The organism is uncultured Bacillus sp. (assembly GCF_958411575.1).
In the GTDB taxonomy this organism is placed as follows: domain Bacteria; phylum Bacillota; class Bacilli; order Bacillales; family Bacillaceae; genus Bacillus; species Bacillus spizizenii.
The window spans coordinates 148828-165617 of the sequence record NZ_CATYRA010000001.1; the positions used below are offsets into that span (position 1 = coordinate 148828).

At 40.6% G+C, this 16790-nt stretch carries 20 protein-coding genes; 2 read left to right on the top strand and 18 right to left on the bottom strand.

The genetic code is table 11. From position 1 onward, the window contains the following. Positions 1 to 18: 18 nt before the first annotated feature. The 17 genes from Q5C82_RS00730 to degS form a co-directional block, all read right to left on the bottom strand. The gene (locus tag Q5C82_RS00730; RefSeq protein WP_003219732.1) at positions 19 to 1515 is read right to left on the bottom strand and encodes a flagellar hook-associated protein 2; all 1497 of its coding nucleotides are present in this window, start codon (positions 1513 to 1515) and stop codon (positions 19 to 21) included. Between the two features lie 17 nt (positions 1516 to 1532). Beyond that, positions 1533 to 1862, bottom strand: a complete 330-nt coding sequence (gene flaG / locus Q5C82_RS00735) for a flagellar protein FlaG (RefSeq protein ID WP_003219731.1) — start codon at positions 1860 to 1862, stop codon at positions 1533 to 1535. A gap of 229 nt (positions 1863 to 2091) precedes the next feature. After that, on the bottom strand, positions 2092 to 2919 hold the full coding sequence (gene hag / locus Q5C82_RS00740; RefSeq protein WP_003219729.1) for a flagellin Hag: 828 nt from the start codon (positions 2917 to 2919) through the stop codon (positions 2092 to 2094). A 144-nt stretch (positions 2920 to 3063) separates the two neighbouring features. Beyond that, positions 3064 to 3288, bottom strand: a complete 225-nt coding sequence (gene csrA / locus Q5C82_RS00745; protein WP_003219727.1) for a carbon storage regulator CsrA — start codon at positions 3286 to 3288, stop codon at positions 3064 to 3066. Next, entirely contained in the window at positions 3282 to 3713 is a 432-nt protein-coding gene (gene fliW, locus Q5C82_RS00750; protein WP_003219723.1) for a flagellar assembly protein FliW, read from the bottom strand. Before fliW ends, csrA begins: the two co-directional genes overlap by 7 nt. 20 nt (positions 3714 to 3733) lie before the next feature. Then, positions 3734 to 4309 carry a DUF6470 family protein gene (locus Q5C82_RS00755; protein WP_003219720.1) on the bottom strand — a complete coding sequence of 192 codons (576 nt, stop codon included), beginning with the start codon at positions 4307 to 4309 and terminating at the stop codon, positions 3734 to 3736. A gap of 46 nt (positions 4310 to 4355) precedes the next feature. Further along, positions 4356 to 5252, bottom strand: coding sequence for a flagellar hook-associated protein FlgL (gene flgL, locus Q5C82_RS00760; RefSeq protein WP_003219718.1), 897 nt, complete (start codon positions 5250 to 5252; stop codon positions 4356 to 4358). A 9-nt stretch (positions 5253 to 5261) separates the two neighbouring features. Next, the gene (gene flgK / locus Q5C82_RS00765) at positions 5262 to 6785 is read right to left on the bottom strand and encodes a flagellar hook-associated protein FlgK (RefSeq protein ID WP_003219716.1); all 1524 of its coding nucleotides are present in this window, start codon (positions 6783 to 6785) and stop codon (positions 5262 to 5264) included. A gap of 18 nt (positions 6786 to 6803) precedes the next feature. Then, positions 6804 to 7286 carry a flagellar protein FlgN gene (gene flgN / locus Q5C82_RS00770; RefSeq protein WP_003219714.1) on the bottom strand — a complete coding sequence of 161 codons (483 nt, stop codon included), beginning with the start codon at positions 7284 to 7286 and terminating at the stop codon, positions 6804 to 6806. Between the two features lie 15 nt (positions 7287 to 7301). Continuing rightward, positions 7302 to 7568 carry a flagellar biosynthesis anti-sigma factor FlgM gene (gene flgM / locus Q5C82_RS00775; protein WP_003219712.1) on the bottom strand — a complete coding sequence of 89 codons (267 nt, stop codon included), beginning with the start codon at positions 7566 to 7568 and terminating at the stop codon, positions 7302 to 7304. An 80-nt stretch (positions 7569 to 7648) separates the two neighbouring features. Next, positions 7649 to 8068, bottom strand: coding sequence for a TIGR03826 family flagellar region protein (locus tag Q5C82_RS00780; RefSeq protein WP_003219710.1), 420 nt, complete (start codon positions 8066 to 8068; stop codon positions 7649 to 7651). Between the two features lie 72 nt (positions 8069 to 8140). Next, positions 8141 to 8863 carry a ComF family protein gene (locus Q5C82_RS00785; protein WP_013308058.1) on the bottom strand — a complete coding sequence of 241 codons (723 nt, stop codon included), beginning with the start codon at positions 8861 to 8863 and terminating at the stop codon, positions 8141 to 8143. Beyond that, the gene (comFB, locus tag Q5C82_RS00790; RefSeq protein ID WP_003219707.1) at positions 8827 to 9123 is read right to left on the bottom strand and encodes a late competence protein ComFB; all 297 of its coding nucleotides are present in this window, start codon (positions 9121 to 9123) and stop codon (positions 8827 to 8829) included. Before comFB ends, Q5C82_RS00785 begins: the two co-directional genes overlap by 37 nt. A 68-nt stretch (positions 9124 to 9191) precedes the next feature. Further along, complete coding sequence (gene comFA, locus Q5C82_RS00795) at positions 9192 to 10574, bottom strand: ATP-dependent helicase ComFA (RefSeq protein WP_079996654.1); 1383 nt, start codon at positions 10572 to 10574, stop codon at positions 9192 to 9194. A gap of 107 nt (positions 10575 to 10681) precedes the next feature. Beyond that, positions 10682 to 11527 carry a DegV family protein gene (locus Q5C82_RS00800; RefSeq protein ID WP_003219702.1) on the bottom strand — a complete coding sequence of 282 codons (846 nt, stop codon included), beginning with the start codon at positions 11525 to 11527 and terminating at the stop codon, positions 10682 to 10684. Between the two features lie 97 nt (positions 11528 to 11624). Next, positions 11625 to 12314, bottom strand: coding sequence for a two-component system response regulator DegU (gene degU, locus Q5C82_RS00805; RefSeq protein WP_003219701.1), 690 nt, complete (start codon positions 12312 to 12314; stop codon positions 11625 to 11627). Positions 12315 to 12396: 82 nt separating this feature from the next. Next, positions 12397 to 13554: a two-component sensor histidine kinase DegS gene (gene degS, locus Q5C82_RS00810; RefSeq protein WP_003219693.1), complete on the bottom strand. Its 1158-nt coding sequence runs from the start codon at positions 13552 to 13554 to the stop codon at positions 12397 to 12399. 215 nt (positions 13555 to 13769) lie between these two features. On the opposite strand from degS, the gene Q5C82_RS00815 reads away from it, so the two are divergent. Both Q5C82_RS00815 and Q5C82_RS00820 read left to right on the top strand, forming a co-directional pair. Beyond that, positions 13770 to 14423 (top strand): YigZ family protein, encoded by a 654-nt coding sequence (locus Q5C82_RS00815; protein WP_003219692.1) that lies wholly within the window; start codon positions 13770 to 13772, stop codon positions 14421 to 14423. Beyond that, positions 14423 to 15547 (top strand): LCP family protein, encoded by a 1125-nt coding sequence (locus Q5C82_RS00820; protein WP_003219689.1) that lies wholly within the window; start codon positions 14423 to 14425, stop codon positions 15545 to 15547. The genes Q5C82_RS00815 and Q5C82_RS00820 overlap by 1 nt, the downstream gene beginning before the upstream one ends. Before the next feature lie 73 nt (positions 15548 to 15620). Here the strand turns inward: Q5C82_RS00820 and Q5C82_RS00825 are convergent, their stop codons facing one another. After that, complete coding sequence (locus Q5C82_RS00825) at positions 15621 to 16697, bottom strand: MraY family glycosyltransferase (protein ID WP_003219687.1); 1077 nt, start codon at positions 16695 to 16697, stop codon at positions 15621 to 15623. Between the last annotated feature and the right edge of the window lie 93 nt (positions 16698 to 16790).

Genomic DNA, 16790 nt, shown 5'->3' on the forward strand with positions numbered 1-16790 from the left:
TCATCCTCCAAATTACATTTATTGTACAAGAAGCTGTGATAAATAGGACGCTTGTTCGTTCATTTTTTGAATCGCAGAATCCATTGCACTGAATTTTTTATAATAACGGTTTTCTATCGTGGTCAATCGGTCCTGCATTTTGGTGATATCAGTACTGATCGTGTTTAAATTTTTACCGATTGAGTAGTCACTGGTTCCCATTGTCGAGTTACCAGCTTTTGCTTCAATGCTTTTCACAGTACTTTTCAGTGTGTCGCCGATGCGTTTCATAATTCCTTTATCACTATAGGCGCTGCTGCTCGTTCCGCTTGTAAATAAGGCAGCAACACTTTGCGGATCTTCTTGTATTTTTGCCTTCAGTTTATCTTCATTAATCTCTAAATGTCCCCGTAATTGGTAAGCACTTGATGTCGTGATGCCAAATTCAGTTAATTGATAGGTTTTCCCATTCGCATTTACTTGAGAATAAAAGTCAGTCCGCATTTGGTTCATACCGGTGCTTATACTGGTATCATTTCTCAGCAATCCGCTTTTTGCCTTCTCTTCCCAGAGTTCTACCTCTTTATCGGTCATTGCTTCTTTTTGTTCACTCGTCAGCGGCGTATAGTCTCTGTATTTTTCTTCCTTAAGCTTTTCATTCAGGCTGTCAACCAATTCATTGTATTTATCTACAAACTCTTTAATTTGGTTATAAATCCCGTCAACATCAGTAGAAACAGATGTTGTAACAGGGCCTGTCGCTGCAGTTGTATTTTTGATCGAGTAGGTAACGCCATTAACCGTAAAATTGTTTGTCAGCTTCTCCATTTCAAAGCCATTAATTGTGACTTTTGCATTTGTTCCTTCTTTGTAAGCAGTGAGCTTATTATCAGCGTCTAAAGAAAAACCAAGCTGACCGGACATAAAGTCGGCTGTAGCAGAGTCTGCTGCCTGTATGCTGCCTCCTGCACCTGTTGCTTTAGAAGAAAACGCAATCGTTTCTACATACTCTGTGCCGTTCCAAATTTTATCTTTAAATGCTGATACTCCCAGATCTGAACTGTTAATTTTAGAAATCACATTATCAATCGTATCGGCGCTCGTCACACTGATGTTCACTGTTTTTGCCGTTGTCTCGCCAGGCGCCACAACGTTAAATGCCAAATTATAATCACCTTGTGTGTATCCCGTATAATTATTTGCCTTATACGTAGCTGCAGTTGCCAAGCTCGCTACTTCAACAGTAGAAGAAGAGTTTGGCGCACTTGCGCTTCCTGTAGCAGTTAACACAGACTCATTGGAGCTGGTCACAGTTTTGCTCTGATACGTACTCGGATATGTCAATGTATTTTTAGACATATAATCTTGTAATTCTTTTATTTTTGAGTTTACTTCACGATAGCTGTCACGCTGCCATTCAAGAGTCTGCTTTTTTTGTGTCAGCTTATCAAGCGGCGCTCTTTCTGTCTGCATCAGCTTTGATACGATATCATCTATATCCATTCCTGACGCCAGACCTGTTATTCTCGTGACCATTCCAAACCACTCCTAATCTACTTTTTTTCATCTACAAATAACCCAAGAAACTCAGTCATAGCCGCATAAAAATCAAGCCACCGTTTCGGCGGAATTTCGCGGATGACTTCATTTGTAGAGTCCTCTATTACTTTGACATAGTATTCATTTAACTTCTCATGGAGCTCAAACTTCAGGTGAACTTGCGAAGGTTCCAAAAGCTTGTTCATTTCCCCTACCATTTCAGCAAGATTGGTATATGAAACTTGATGAACAGGAACCTCACCCTCATGATCTTTCTGATTATGTATTTGAGTATCATAACGATCCCAAACAGGTTGTAACGTAGTGAGCCTTTCAATATTCAATTGATCATCCCCTATGTCCCAATCTATCGTTTATATCGACTAAGTCGAGATAAGATTACACATATTTTTGGAAAAAAACTCATCCGTTTTAGATTTCTTGTTTGGAAATACATTTATAAGTTAGTGGAGAATCCGATTATTATATCACGGGTTATAGACAACAAGGGGAAAGATTTGGAGTTAGGAATATAAAAAAAGACCCCGGCAAACGCCAAGGTCTTTATCAAAATTAACGTAACAATTGAAGTACGTTTTGAGGCTGTTGGTTAGCTTGAGCAAGCATAGCTTGAGAAGCTTGAGAAAGAATGTTGTTCTTAGTGAACTCGCTCATTTCTTTAGCCATGTCAACGTCACGGATACGAGACTCAGCAGCTGTCAGGTTTTCACCAGAAGCGCCTAAGTTGTTGATTGTATGCTCTAGACGGTTTTGTACCGCACCTAATTTAGCACGTTGAGTTGATACAGTATTGATGGCAGTATCAATACTTTTAAGTTGATCATCAAAAGCAGTAGCAGCGAAATCTGTTACATCAAGTGCGTTTACTCCTAAAGCAGTTGATGACATGCTGTCAATTTTTACATTTAGTTGTTGGCCAGCATTCGCACCAATTTGGAATGTGAAACCATCAGTAGAATTAGTTCCGTCTAGCAACTTTTTACCGTTAAATTCAGTACGGTTTGAAATGCCATCAATTTCCTCGATAAGCGCATCCATTTCATCTTTAATTGCACCAAGATCTTCAGCTTGTTGTGTACCTGTGTTTCCTGCTTGAACAGTAAGTTCACGCATACGTTGAAGAATTGCATGAGTTTCAGTTAATGCACCCTCAGCTGTTTGGATAAGAGAGATTCCATCTTGAGAGTTTTTAGAAGCCATTTCAAGACCTCTGATTTGTCCTCTCATTTTTTCAGAGATCGCTAGACCTGCTGCGTCATCTCCCGCACGGTTGATACGAAGACCTGAAGAAAGCTTCTCCATATTCTTTTGTGCTGCTCCGTTGTTTGAACCCAAACGATTCAATGTGTTAAGTGCTGCGATATTGTGGTTAATTCTCATTGTGTTGTTCCTCCCTGAATATGTTTTTAGGCACGTCCTTGTGCCTCATTTTTTATAACTGGAGGAGTCTTTTGCGCCTCCTCCCGGCTACATCATTAATATCGGATTGTCTCTGATTTTGTTAATACCAAAATAAAAAAATCCTCACTTTTTTTGTGAGGATAATGCGGAGATTACATCGCTGGATAACGCTGCCGCACGGTTATTTTCTTCCTGAATGGTCAAGTAAATTTCTTTCCTGTGAATATCAATATGCTTTGGGGCGTCAATTCCAAGTTTCACTTGATCACCCTCAACCGCAATGACTTTCACTTCAATATCAGCACCTATTTGAATCGCTTCGTTTATTTTCCGCGATAAAACTAGCATAATTCTCCTCCAATCGGATGCTTTGTCGTATATGAGGAGTCGTGTAAAACGACTTGCTTAGCCATCATGTTTTTGCGATTCACAATAATGGGAGCCAATAAATTGGCAGTAGATTTTTCGAACGGCTCTGCCATGGTCAATATCGTCATGACTTCTACGTCTTCAATATTATCGATATCCAAAAGTTCAGCAGTTGATTCATCAAGGTCAAATTCATAATTCTTAAAAAAGATGAACGGACTTACAACGATGAACGCAAGATTTTCTGAAGTGACGGACTGCAGCGCCACGAATGGAGAGTCTTCTGAAAGCGGAAGAATGACGAACTGTTTTTCTTCTAAAAAGCCTGGAATCCCGTTTTCAAAAAGAATGATTTGTTCTTCTTTTACGTTCATTTGGCCATGGTATTTAGTATGAATGATCATTGTTCACGATCCTTTTCTATTTACTTTTCTAGTGATTCTTTCGGGTATTCTACATCTATATTTAAATCAGGGTATTGAAGCATGTCAACCTTAACGTTTCCAGGCGTATATTCAACAATTGGTTTATGCGGTTCAGCCTGAATAACAGGCTTTTGCGGCGTAATCTGAATATCAAGCTCTGACGGGATATATTGTATTTTCACCCTTGAAAGAGAAGGGGCATAATTTTCGCCTAATTGAATTTGGTGCATCTCAGAGTTCCTCTTTGCTTGTGAAGCGATTGGGTTCCCCTTATTTTCAATTCTCATAAGCTCGTCGCCTTCTTCTGCAGTACGGGCTATTCCTTCCATTACATCTTCATGCCCTTGTTGGGCAGCTTCTTCGATTCTTTTGAATACATGCTTTCTGTCTAATTCTTCCCATGCTTGCGTCTGGTCAATCGTGAGCTTTCCAGGTGTCACCGAAATTTCCATTTCCGCGCTTGGCTGTTCGATCTCTAGATCGGCTTGCGGCTGCTCCATTTTTAAGCTGGCGGGCGTCGTTGTTAAACCAATTTTCCCTTGAACACTATGCATAATCAATCTGGGAATTTGCATCACTCTACCTCCTGAACTATAAAAAAAGCGAACTCCTGAGAGCCGCTTACTTTAAAAAGTCAATCAATGTAGGCTGAACAATTTGCGCATTTACAGCCAGAGTAGCCCTGTGCACGCTTTGCTGCGCAATAAATTCAGTTATTATTTCTTCCAGTTCTACATCTTCATTGTCTGACAACACTTTTGTAGCTGTTTCTTCTTGAGCTGAAAGTCTTGTATTAACCAGTTCAAGACGATTATATCTTGCTCCAAGATCAGAGCGTTCAGCGCTCATGCCGCCAGAAAATTGATCAATATCATCTAACACACTATCCATGCCATCTATTGAACCCGAACTCAGTGCTTTCTCAAATGAGTCAAGCATTTCAAATACATTCTGTCCGCTTTCAGAGGTGCCCCCAAAAGCTGACTTTGGATCTGAATTCACTTTCAATGTCATATTATTTGATATATTGACAACAACATCAGCAGTATCAGAAATTGTATAAGTTCCGTCTCCGTTATCTGTAACCGGAGGCTTGTCTGAATTTGTGCCGTTAAAGATATATCTTCCGTTCACTTGTGTATTTGCAATATTTAAAAGCTGTTCCTTTAACTGCTTCACTTCTACGCCAATTGCTTGCCGCTCCGCTTCGCCATTTGTATCACTTTGAGCTTGAACAGCTAATTCTCTGACCTTTGATAGGATGTCAATTCCTTCAGTAATGTTTGTTTCTGTGTTTTCGAGCCAGGTAAATGCCTGAGAAGCATTGCTTTGATATTGCTGCACTTGTGACAATTGATTATTATACTTTAAGCTTTTCATTGCTACTACAGGATCGTCGGAAGCTTTTGAGATTTTTTTTCCTGACGAAATCTGTGATTGAAGTTTATCCAGCTTCGAGTAGCTTGAACCGATATATCTCAATGAGTTTTGCTGAATCATCCCTTGTGTTACTCTCATTTGATCTACCTACCTTCCTCCGACACCCATGCCATTGATCACTTTGTCGAGTATTTCGTCTTGTAACGTCACCATTCTCGCAGCAGCATTGTATGCGTGTTGGAATTGAATCATATTGGTCATTTCTTCGTCTAAAGAGACTGCGCTCATTTGCTGACGGTTGATGTCCGCATCATTGAGCTGTGTTTCTGTATTAGACGCCAGGCGATTCGCCTCTTGAGCTTTGATCCCCAGCTCGCCAATCAAACCCGCATAATAATCTAACACACTAGTTTCTTTGCCATTAATGGTTATTTTACCGGTTAAAACATTCGCTAATTTTGTAGCATTTGCATTATCGTTGGCTGCACCAGTCAGTGAGAAAGCAATGTTTGCGCCTTTTGAATCTATTATGCTGTCAGCAACTTTAATCTTGCCCGCCGCTCCCTTTGCAGGCTCAGTGTCACCGCCAGTAAAATCAAAAAAGTCCCCGCCTTGGTCACCGCTCTTGGTCAAACCATTTCTGTGCACTTCATTGAAAGCTTTCGCGAATTCAAGTGCCATATTGTCAAGATCAGAAAGCATTTCCGGGTATATGCCCTTTTCTTCACCGTCTGCTGTTATATACCCGTAAGACTCTACAAATCCTAAAAGGGATCCCTTACTGCTGAATGACTCCACCTGTACAGCTGTATCTCCGATTGAAATACTTGATACTAACCCAGTTTCATTATCATAGTTGGCTGCAAGTTCTGAAACCGCGTAATTTTTACCGTCCAAAACAGTTCCCAGCGACTGTTTATTTTTATCAAGGATTTCAATTGATACAGTTCCTTCAGCAGAAGAAAGTGCATTCCCTCCTGATTTGTTGTAGCTGACTTTGATATCAACCATTGAGGATAATTTATCTATCAGCAAATCTCGCTGGTCATATAAGCCATTCGGAAGAAGCCCAACCGGTTCTACTTGTGCAATTTGCTTATTTAAACTGTTTAATTGAGAAAGTAGAGAATTAACATCCAACACAGTTGTATTTAGTTCTGCTTTTAGGTTCGATTGAACATTTGTAAGTGATTCCGAAATATAATTAAACGTTTCAGCTACAGCTTGTCCTTTTCGGGCAACAACAGAACGCGCACTGTCTTCATTTGTATTATTCGATAATTCCTGCAAGGAATTCCAAAACGAATTGAGCACACTGTTCAAGCCGCTGTCATCCGTCTCATTTAAAATGCCTTCCATTTGGGACAGAGCTTTGGCTTTCGTGTCATAGTATCCGGCACTATTGTTTTGAAGGCGGTATTGGTAGTCAAGAAAGATATCTCTTATTCTCTCAACTGACTTCCCTTGAACACCCGTTCCCATTTGTCCCGCAGTTTTTTCTGCATTTTTTGATACAGCAGGGAAATAGTCAGTTGCCTCTAATGAGACTCGCTGTCTTGTATAACCATCAGTATTGGCATTTGCCACGTTATTTGCAGTAGTGCTTAACGCTGCTTGCTGAGCGCTTAACGCCCGCCTTGCAGTTTCAAGCCCCATAAAGGTAGATGTCATATTCTGAATTCCTTTCTGCTAAGCTTTTGAATCAAAAAGTTTCATTCGGCTGCTCTTTGGAAGCTCAGCTTTAATTGATTTGCTGTAATTGAAATGATTTTCCTTAGGAACCAGCATATCGTACGAAATAGAGATGAATTGCAGCGCGTCTCTCGTCAGCTGCCTATTCATCTCATTCACTTCTTTCAGATGTCCGAGAACGTTAGAAAGAGCTTCATATAGTTGTTCCAGCTCTTCCTGTTCACTGCCTGAAGTTTTGGCAATACATGCGGAAATGGTGTTATTTTCGCTGTATCCGAGAAAGGCGGAAGTCGCTTTGATCCGGTCATCTTCTGTCTGCCCGATAGCTTGAATATACTTTTGTTCTTTTGTCAAAATGTTAGAAAGCTCTTTTGTTTTGCCGGCTTTGAGCGCTTCCGTCTTTTCCTCAGACAGCGTGAGCAGATGCTCATGCAGAACGCAAAGTCGCTTCAATTGTTCAATAATTGGCTTTGCTGACATGGGCTTTCTCCTTTTTTATTGCTTTTTATAAAAATTAATCATATTTTTTGCTATATGATTTGCGTCTACTTTGTATGACCCGTTTTCAATTTGCGCTTTAAGCTGCTCAATTTTTTCCTGGCGTGAACCAGTGACTGCGTCGGATGCATTTTGCAGTTCCTTAGCCTGTGATGAAATTTCAATTTTATCTTTAGGCTGTGCAGCAGTTTTTTGCACCGCTTGCTTTTCATAATTTTTTTGGTATGGATTAACGGATTGTGTTCCAAATTGATTGATTTTCATAGGATTCCTCTCGCTTTCCGTTGCAGTCTTTAAACAATCTTAACCCTTTTATCGACTGCGGTTTCAGTTAGTTTAGGGAATCAGTTGTTTTTGGTATTATAGGCATAGTATGTGTCTTTTTTACTATTTTCTCTCTCTGTTTTCAGCGCTTCCTCGTGGTCCAAATGATCCATTTGAGTCTTTAAATCGGACTGACAAGCCTTGCAGAACTTGCCTTCCCGAATCGATGTCCCACACCTTTCACAAGGGTATGCCAAATTAGGGAGATGAGTGATTTGAATGCGTTTCTGCCTGATGAATTTCAATATCAGCTCTTCTTCTACACCTGTTTCCTCGGTTATCCGGCTCAAAGTCGATTGCCGGTTTTCCTGTTTCCTTAAAAACTTATATACAATCTCAAATGATTTTTCTTCTTCCTTAATACACGCCTGACATACGGTTTGCAGCTTTGTTTTTAAAAATAAAGCATTGCATTTCGGACAATTCGCCAGTTCTCCCATCTTTTTTCTCCTTATTCGATAATATGCCTGTGTTAATTTCTAGTGATTATATCGGCATAAAAACAGAATCATTTAGCTTCTGATTAAGGTAAAAGATGCCACTGAAGCGGCTCTTCCTTTCTCTAATAAACAGCGGGCTGCAAAATGCAAAGTGGCGCCTGTTGTATAAAGATCGTCTATTAAAATGATATTCATACCTTCAGCTGAGTTGTTTTTTGTATCAAAAATACGCGCTGAAAGCAGACGTTCTGTTTTCTTTTTCTTAGACTGTTTCTCATTATTCAAGCGGATGAGGGGGTGGTGGATAGGCCGGTCTAAACATTCTGCCAGGAGCCGTGCCTGGTTAAATCCGCGCTCTTCTTCCCGTTCCTTGCTAAGCGGAATAGGAACAAGAACAAAATGCTTATCGGGGTAAACCTGTGAAAAGGTTGAAGAAAAATCACTTTTAAAAGCATTTATGATTTCTGCATCTCCTCTAAATTTAAAACGGGAGAGCGTTTCTTTCATCACATCATTATATGTGTAAACTGAACGGTTTTGGCGCAGCAGCAAGCTGTCACTGACTCTTGATTTCCATGCTTCGCAATCTTTGCATACCGCATGAACGGATTGAGGTCTGCCGCACAGGGTGCAGATATGTCCTGTGATTTTCTTTAATTTGCTTCTGCAGGTATGGCAGACCTTTTCTTCAGGCTTTAATAAAAAAAGAGCTCTCCATGTAATAGCTTGAGAAAATGGCGAATCGCATAATAGACAGATCAGTTTATAAATGCCTCCTCCTGCTTCATTTGGCATAAATCGCTTGGACTCTCCGATACCACAGCAGCAGATTCAGCCAAAATGACAAGCATAGCCGTGTTTTTTTGTTTATCTACCAGCTCAGCTTTTGTATATGCGATCTTTTTAAGATCAGTGACGTAAGATGGTCTTACTTTGTTTAAAGAAAGTGCCAATACATCGTTTTTGCATACTTGGCAAGTGCAGGTCATATGAAGCTGATCCATATATCGGTCGAGCAGTTCTTTCATTACGATTTCTTTTGAATTGACAAGCATTTTTACAGCTCCTCATCGTCGGTTATATGAGTATACTGTACCACGTTTTCAAATAATGGCTAGTCTGTTCATTCTTTTTTTGCTGCCAAGGCATTCATTTCTTTTATATGCTTTCTTGCATCCAGCATACTCTTTGTTTTTCCGTAGTGAAAGAAAATGACATCACCGTCTGCATGCTCTTTATGCCGCCCGGTTCTTCCTGCGATTTGAACAAGTGCGCTTTCCGTAAAGATAGGCGATTCCGCCCCTAATACACCCGTTTGCACCTTGGGAATCGTGACGCCTCTTTCTAATATTGTTGTTGTGATTAAGAGATCAAGCTGACCGTCTCTGAATTGCTGTACTTTCTCTTTTCTGTGTTTATCTTCCGCATGCACTGCCGCTGCTCGGCAAATAACATCTTTAAAGCATGCAACTGCCTTTTCCAGAACAGAAACGGAGGGAACAAACAAAAAAACAGGCCTCCCTTCTTTCACATGAAACTCTATCCATCTTTTTACCGCTAGCGGAATTTTATTTCGGTATAATTTCTTTTTCCAGTTTCCACACCATAGAAAGCGCGGTTCAGGCAAAGGTTTCTGATGGTGTCTGGCTGGAATACGAACTGAATATAACTGTCCGTTCAGTGTTTTTCTTTTTAATTCTTGAGAAGGTGTTGCACTTACATAAACAAGGGTGCTGCTTTTCTTTCTAGCTTTTTGAACAGCGAATTGAAGAGTTTGATCAGCAGAATACGGAAAAGCATCAACTTCATCAATGATTATAACGTCGAATGCGCCTTTATATCGCAAAAGCTGATGTGTGGTGGAAATCATAAGCGGAGATAAACACCCTTTGTCATCACTTCCTCCGTAAAGTGCTGAAATGTCAGCACACTGAAAGGCAGCCTTAATTCTAGGAGCAAGCTCTAATACCACATCGGTGCGGGGTGTCGCAATACACACACGCAACCCTTGATTTAACGCGGATTCTATACCGGGGAATAACATCTCTGTTTTCCCAGCGCCGCAAACTGCCCAAATGAGGAGCTCTTCTTTTTTTGATATTGCATCAATTAAGACATTGGCGGCTTTTTGCTGTCCGCTTGAGAGCTTGCCATCCCATGTCAGCTTTATTTGTTGCCAGTTTTGTTCATCCTCTCCTATCCACGAATATAAAAGAACATCCTCACTCACTCTGCCCATCATGACACAGGAACGACAATACAGCCGATTCTTTCCAGATGAGGGGTAAAAAGAAAAATACCGCTGATCATTTTGGCCGCACCTATTACACTGATACCCCCGTTTATTTATAGATATAGAGTTTTGTGCTGCGATATATCCATTCTCGGTATGCCATTCAATCAACTCATCGGAAAATGGGAGTTCGGTTCTGAGCAAATGACGGCTTTGAAGCGTCTGCTGCAATTCTTTTGAAAAAGAAATGTTCTTTTCAGCTGGCACAATCAGCATAGCACCGCCTCCTTTCGAGACAGTATGCCTTAGTGAATATTTTCTGTCCAGCAATCAAAATAAGAATATAAAAAAATCTCCGCTGCTAAAACGGAGATTTTACGTTATTTAAAACACCAGCATATTCCTAGCGCGCCCTCACCCAAATGAGTGCCGATTACCGCGCCAAAATAACTGTTATAAAATTCAACGTGAGGATATTTTGCAGAAAGCTCTTCAATGATTTTCGCTGCTTCTTCTTCTCGATTAGCGTGGATAACAGCAGCACGCATAGGCAATCCTTTACTCGCATCTTCGTCTAAAAGCTCATAAATTCGCGAAATAGCCTTTTTTCGTGTTCGAATCTTCTCAAAAGGCACAATTACCTTATTGTCAAAATGAAGAATAGGCTTTACCTTTAGAAGACTCCCAATAAAGGCTTGGGCGCTGCTTAATCGTCCGCCCCGCTGAAGATGGGCTAAATCATCTACCATAAAATACGCCCGAACTGTTTTTTTCATTTCTTCCAGTTCTTTTATGATATCTTCCGGCGATGCTGCTCCATTTCTGATTAATTCAGCAGCTTTAAGAGCATAAAAGCCTTGAGCCAAACAGCTGATCTCTGAGTCAAATGGATACACTTCAATATTGTCGACCATTGTGTCAGCTGTTGCTGCACTGCTGAACGTTCCGCTGATCCCGCTGGAAAGATGGATACTGATGACCGCATCATAAGACTTGCCAAGCTCTTCATACAAAGCAACCAGCTCGCCGATTGACGGCTGAGAAGTCGTCGGAAGCTCGGTATGTTTTTTTACTTCATCGTAAAAGCTTTTCCAGTCCAGCTCAATTTCTTCACGATAAGTTTCTTCCCCAAAAACAACCTGGAGAGGGATCATATGTATTTGATGTTGTTCACGCATTTCTTTCGGAATATACGCCGTGCTGTCTGTTACGACTGCAATATTCATAGCTTCGATACCTGCCTTATTGCTTTATAACTCTATTGTAAGGGAAACGGCAGCCTAAAAAAAGACCTGCCCAGTAAAAGGCAAGTCTCTTATTATACTATCTCATTTCTACCCAGCCATTTTTAATGGCGACCACAACGGCTTGCGTCCGGTCGTTTACATTCATTTTTTGCAAAATATTGCTCACATGGTTTTTCACGGTTTTCTCACTGATAAACAATGATTCACCAATACCGCGGTTGCTTTTTCCGTCTGCAAGCATCTGCAGCACTTCACATTCCCGCCGAGTTAAAATATGTAATGGTCTGCGGATTTCAGGATAGACCTCATGCTGAGGGTGTGCAGAAACTCCGCTTGTTGCAAGGCGGCGGAATTCGTTAACGAGATTGTGAGTAACCTTCGGATGAAGGTAGGAACCGCCCTCGGCAACTACTTTAACCGCTTCGATTAATGTATCAGCATCCATCTCTTTCAGCAGATAACCTCTTGCGCCTGTTTTCAGGGCATGTGTTACATAATTTTCGTCATCGTGAATTGATAGAATAATTACTTTAGATTCAGGATACAGCTCTACAAGCTGTTTTGTAGCTTCCACACCATTTACGTTTGGCATATTGATATCCATGATCACAACATCAGGATGATAGTGCTCAACAATACGAGCCGCTTCGTCTCCGTCGTCACCTTCGGCTACCACTTCAAAGGTAGGTTCAAAATCCAATATCCGTTTAACACCTTCACGAAATAACTGATGGTCGTCGATAATAACAATGTTTACTTTAGTCACAAGCCACGCCTCCTTGTATTATTGTTCTATATACTCTAGCATTCGGTCAATATGCCTTTTGGCTCTATTTTACAAATCATAGTCAAAGAGATAACGGAACCTTAATCATAATAAATGTCCCAAGACCTATTTTCGAATCTATTGTCATGGTTCCTTCCAATAAATCTACTCTTTCTTTCATGCCCAGCAAACCGAATGATTTGTTTTTCTTCTCTTTCGCTTCCTTCAGGTCGAACCCTTTTCCGTTATCTTTTATCATTAAAATCACAAAATCCTTTGTAATTTCAACTTTGACTGTAATTTCTTCAGATTCAGAATGCTTTAGCGCGTTAGACACAGCTTCCTGTGCGAGCCTGAAGAGCGCAACTTCAAACTGAGGCGCAAGCCGCTTATCCTCTGTTTCACCAATGCACTGAAAATGTATTTTGACCTTTCCGTTATATTCTTCGGTTGTATATAGATATTTTCTTAAAGTTGGAATCAGGCCTAGGTCATCAAGGGCCATCGGTCTTAAATCATATATAATCCTTCTCACTTCGTAAAGGGCATTCCGCACATTTTGACGGAGATTTTTAATTTCTTGGAATCCGTCCTCAGCGCCCCGGTCACGGAAAATCCGCTCGATTAATTCCGATCTCATCATCACATTTGCCAGCATTTGAGCAGGTCCGTCGTGAATTTCTCTGGAGACTCTTTTTCGCTCTTCTTCCTGTGCCTCAATAATGCTTAAGCCGAAATCCTGTTTTGCCTGAGCATCCGCAAGAAGCAGTCCGACCTCGCGCAAATCCTGATTCAAGTAGTTGAGCACAACTGTTATTTGGCTTACTAATGATTCAGACCGCTCAATGATTTCCTGAAGGCCTAACAATCTTCGCTCTAAATCATCCCGGCGTTCCCGCAGTTGCTTCTCACGCTGCTGGATCATCGTCAATTCTACCTGCAGCTTATGGGCTTTTTCGTAAGCATTGCGGATTTCTTCTTCACTGAACCTATGAAAATTGCGGCTGACCTCGGATAAACGGTTTCTCGCATGGCGGGTTTGCACTTCAAGTTTATCGCCAAGCTCGATAACTTCATACACCTGCTGTTTAATTTGTTTCAGTTCTTCAACCAGCTGTTCATACTGCTGGCGTGACTGCTCCCCGATTTGAAAAACCTCGTCCTTGCTCCCGTCAACGGTTTTTAGCATCTTCATCAAAATAGAATCCAGAACTTTGGAATCCATCTTTGTTTTATTCATAATTTCCCTCCGTCACGGCGTTGTCATATATTTTTATTATAAATGTAATTGATATGCAAATTATGTCGAATTATAATGAAAGAATGCGTATATTCTAGAAAAAAACAATTTTATATACCTTCTATTCTTTATGATACCAAAATACGCACAAAAATTCTAAAGACTGTACGAATTTGTATAGGCAGTCTTTTATGCTTAGCAGGGGGTCAGCAAGCATGCTGCACAGCTATTTTACTGTGAAAGAAGCAGGAGAACACGAGATTGTTATAGAAAAATCGCGTTTTATCTGTCATTTAAGCCGTGTTTCTACCGAACAAGAGGCACAGGAATTTATACAGAAAATAAAGAAACAGCACTGGAATGCGACTCATAATTGCTCGGCTTACGTAATTGGCGAGAACGATCATATCCAAAAAGCCAATGACGATGGAGAACCAAGCGGTACAGCGGGAGTGCCGATGCTTGAAGTATTAAAAAAACGCGGACTTAAGGATACTTGCGCCGTCGTTACACGATACTTCGGAGGCATTAAACTTGGAGCCGGCGGATTAATTCGCGCTTATGGGAAATCAGTGTCTGAAGGATTAAATCATATAGGTGTTGTAGAACGGAAGCTTATGCGGGTCATGCATACTTCCGCAGATTACACTTGGCTTGGCAAGATTGAAAATGAAGTAAGGGAATCACAATTTCTGTTAAAGGAAATCCATTATGCCGAAAACGTTGAATTCGAAACATACGTGGAAGAAAAAGAAACAAACACATTTTCTGAGTGGATGACAGAACTGACAAATGGAAAGAGTGATATTAAAGAGGGAGAGTTGACGTATCTTGAAAAAGCCGTCAATCACATAAAGGAGACTGAATAATGGCTGAACGCGTTAGAGTGCGTGTGCGAAAAAAGAAAAAGAGCAAGCGCAGGAAAATTTTAAAAAGAATTATGTTATTGTTTGCCCTTGCATTATTGGTAGTCGTAGGGCTAGGTGGATATAAACTTTATAAAACCATTAACGCTGCGGACGATTCATACGATGCCCTTTCCCGCGGAAATAAATCAAATCTTCGCAGCGAAGTTGTAGACATGAAGAAAAAACCATTTTCTATTTTATTTATGGGAATAGAGGATTACGCGACCAAAGGACAAAAAGGGAGATCAGACTCTCTTATTGTAGTTACCCTTGATCCCAAAAATAAAACCATGAAAATGCTGAGCATTCCGCGTGATACACGGGTGCAATTAGCAAATGACACAACCGGAAGCAAAACAAAGATCAATTCCGCTTACAGCAAAGGCGGAAAAGATGAGACAGTTGAAACCGTTGAAAACTTCTTGCAAATCCCGATCGATAAATATGTCACAGTTGATTTTGACGGATTTAAAGATGTGATTAATGAAGTCGGCGGTATTGATGTAGATGTGCCTTTCGATTTTGATGAAAAAAGTGATGTAGACGAAAGCAAACGGATCTACTTCAAAAAAGGCGAGATGCACTTAAACGGCGAAGAAGCCTTGGCGTATGCCCGTATGAGAAAACAGGATAAACGCGGAGACTTTGGCCGTAATGACAGGCAGAAACAAATTTTAAATGCACTGATTGACCGAATGTCAAGTGCAAGCAACATTGCCAAGATCGATAAAATCGCAGAAAAAGCCAGCGAAAACGTTGAAACCAATATCCGCATTACGGAAGGTTTAGCACTGCAGCAGATTTACAGCGGCTTTACCAGCAAGAAAATTGGCACGTTGAGCATCACAGGTTCTGATTTGTATTTAGGGCCTAACAACACGTATTACTTTGAACCTGATGCCACAAATCTGGAGAAAGTCAGAAAAACGCTCCAAGAGCATTTAGATTATACTCCAGATACAAGCAGCACTGGCACAGATGAAAGTACAACAACTGACGGTACGACAAGCGGAAGCAGCTATTCGAATGACAGCAGCACAAGCACAAACAGTACAACGAATTCAACAACTGATTCATCTTATTAAAAAAATGCCCGGTCCTTTAGAGGATCGGGCATTTTTGCACAGAAAAAAACTCCGGCACAATGGCTGGAGTTTTTTAATTTCTTTTCACTAGCCGTTTATAAAATTTCGTAAACGGCTTAAATTTTTCATTCACGAGTCCTGTCACTTCGGCTATGATCTGCATAAAAATAATTAAAATGAAGATAATAAACAAAGAGAGCCAAATTGTGGCACTTTTTAGTACAATTGCACTTATGCTGAAAATAAATCCAATCAGATAAATGACAAGAACTGACATCCGATGTGAAAGGCCAAAGGCCATCAGTCTATGGTGGATATGCGACTTGTCGGGTGCCGAAATCGGCTGTTTGTTTAATATTCTCCTGATGATCGCAAACGTTGTATCAAAAATCGGTACACCTAAAATAATAATCGGGATAACGATACTGAACAATGTTACGCTTTTATACAGGCCTAATAATGAAAGAATTGAAATACTATACCCTAAAAAAAGTGAGCCCGTATCTCCCATAAAGATTTTTGCCGGGTGGAAGTTGTAAAACAAAAATCCAAGTGTACTGGCGATTACAACCAATGAGAGGGACAGAATCAGTACTTTTCCGCCGGATAGCGCCATGACGGCGATCGTTGACAGGCCAATAACAGAAAGACCGGCGGCAAGGCCATCCAATCCGTCAATCAGGTTAATCGCATTTGTAATCCCTACAATCCATAATACTGTCAGCGGATAAGCCATCCATCCTAACTCAAACCGTTCTGCTAAAAAAGGTACTGAGAAAAAGTCCATTTTTAAGCCAGTGCTTACAATCATAATGGCTACACCTAATTGAATCAAAAACTTAACTTTTGCACTTAATTGATATTTATCGTCAAGAATACCTAACACAATAATGATGAACGCTCCGACTGTAATAGCCGTCATTCTTGTTTCTGTGTAAATACCGGATGCAAGCACGCCTGCAACCACCCCGATAAATATGGCCAGCCCGCCCATCCGGGGCATAATTTTGTCGTGTACTTTTCGATTGCTGGGCTGGTCAACTGCACCTATTTTAATCGCAATCCTTTTTACGATTGGGGTTATGATTAAAACTGTCAGCAGCGAGACAATAAACGCAACAACAATGCGAATCATGCGTTCGTCAAGCATAAAGAAGTCTCCTTTGGAATTAAATGAAGTCTTTATTTATATAGAGAACCGTTCCTTCCATTATACCTTCTCCTTAGTTATTATAACAAGCTT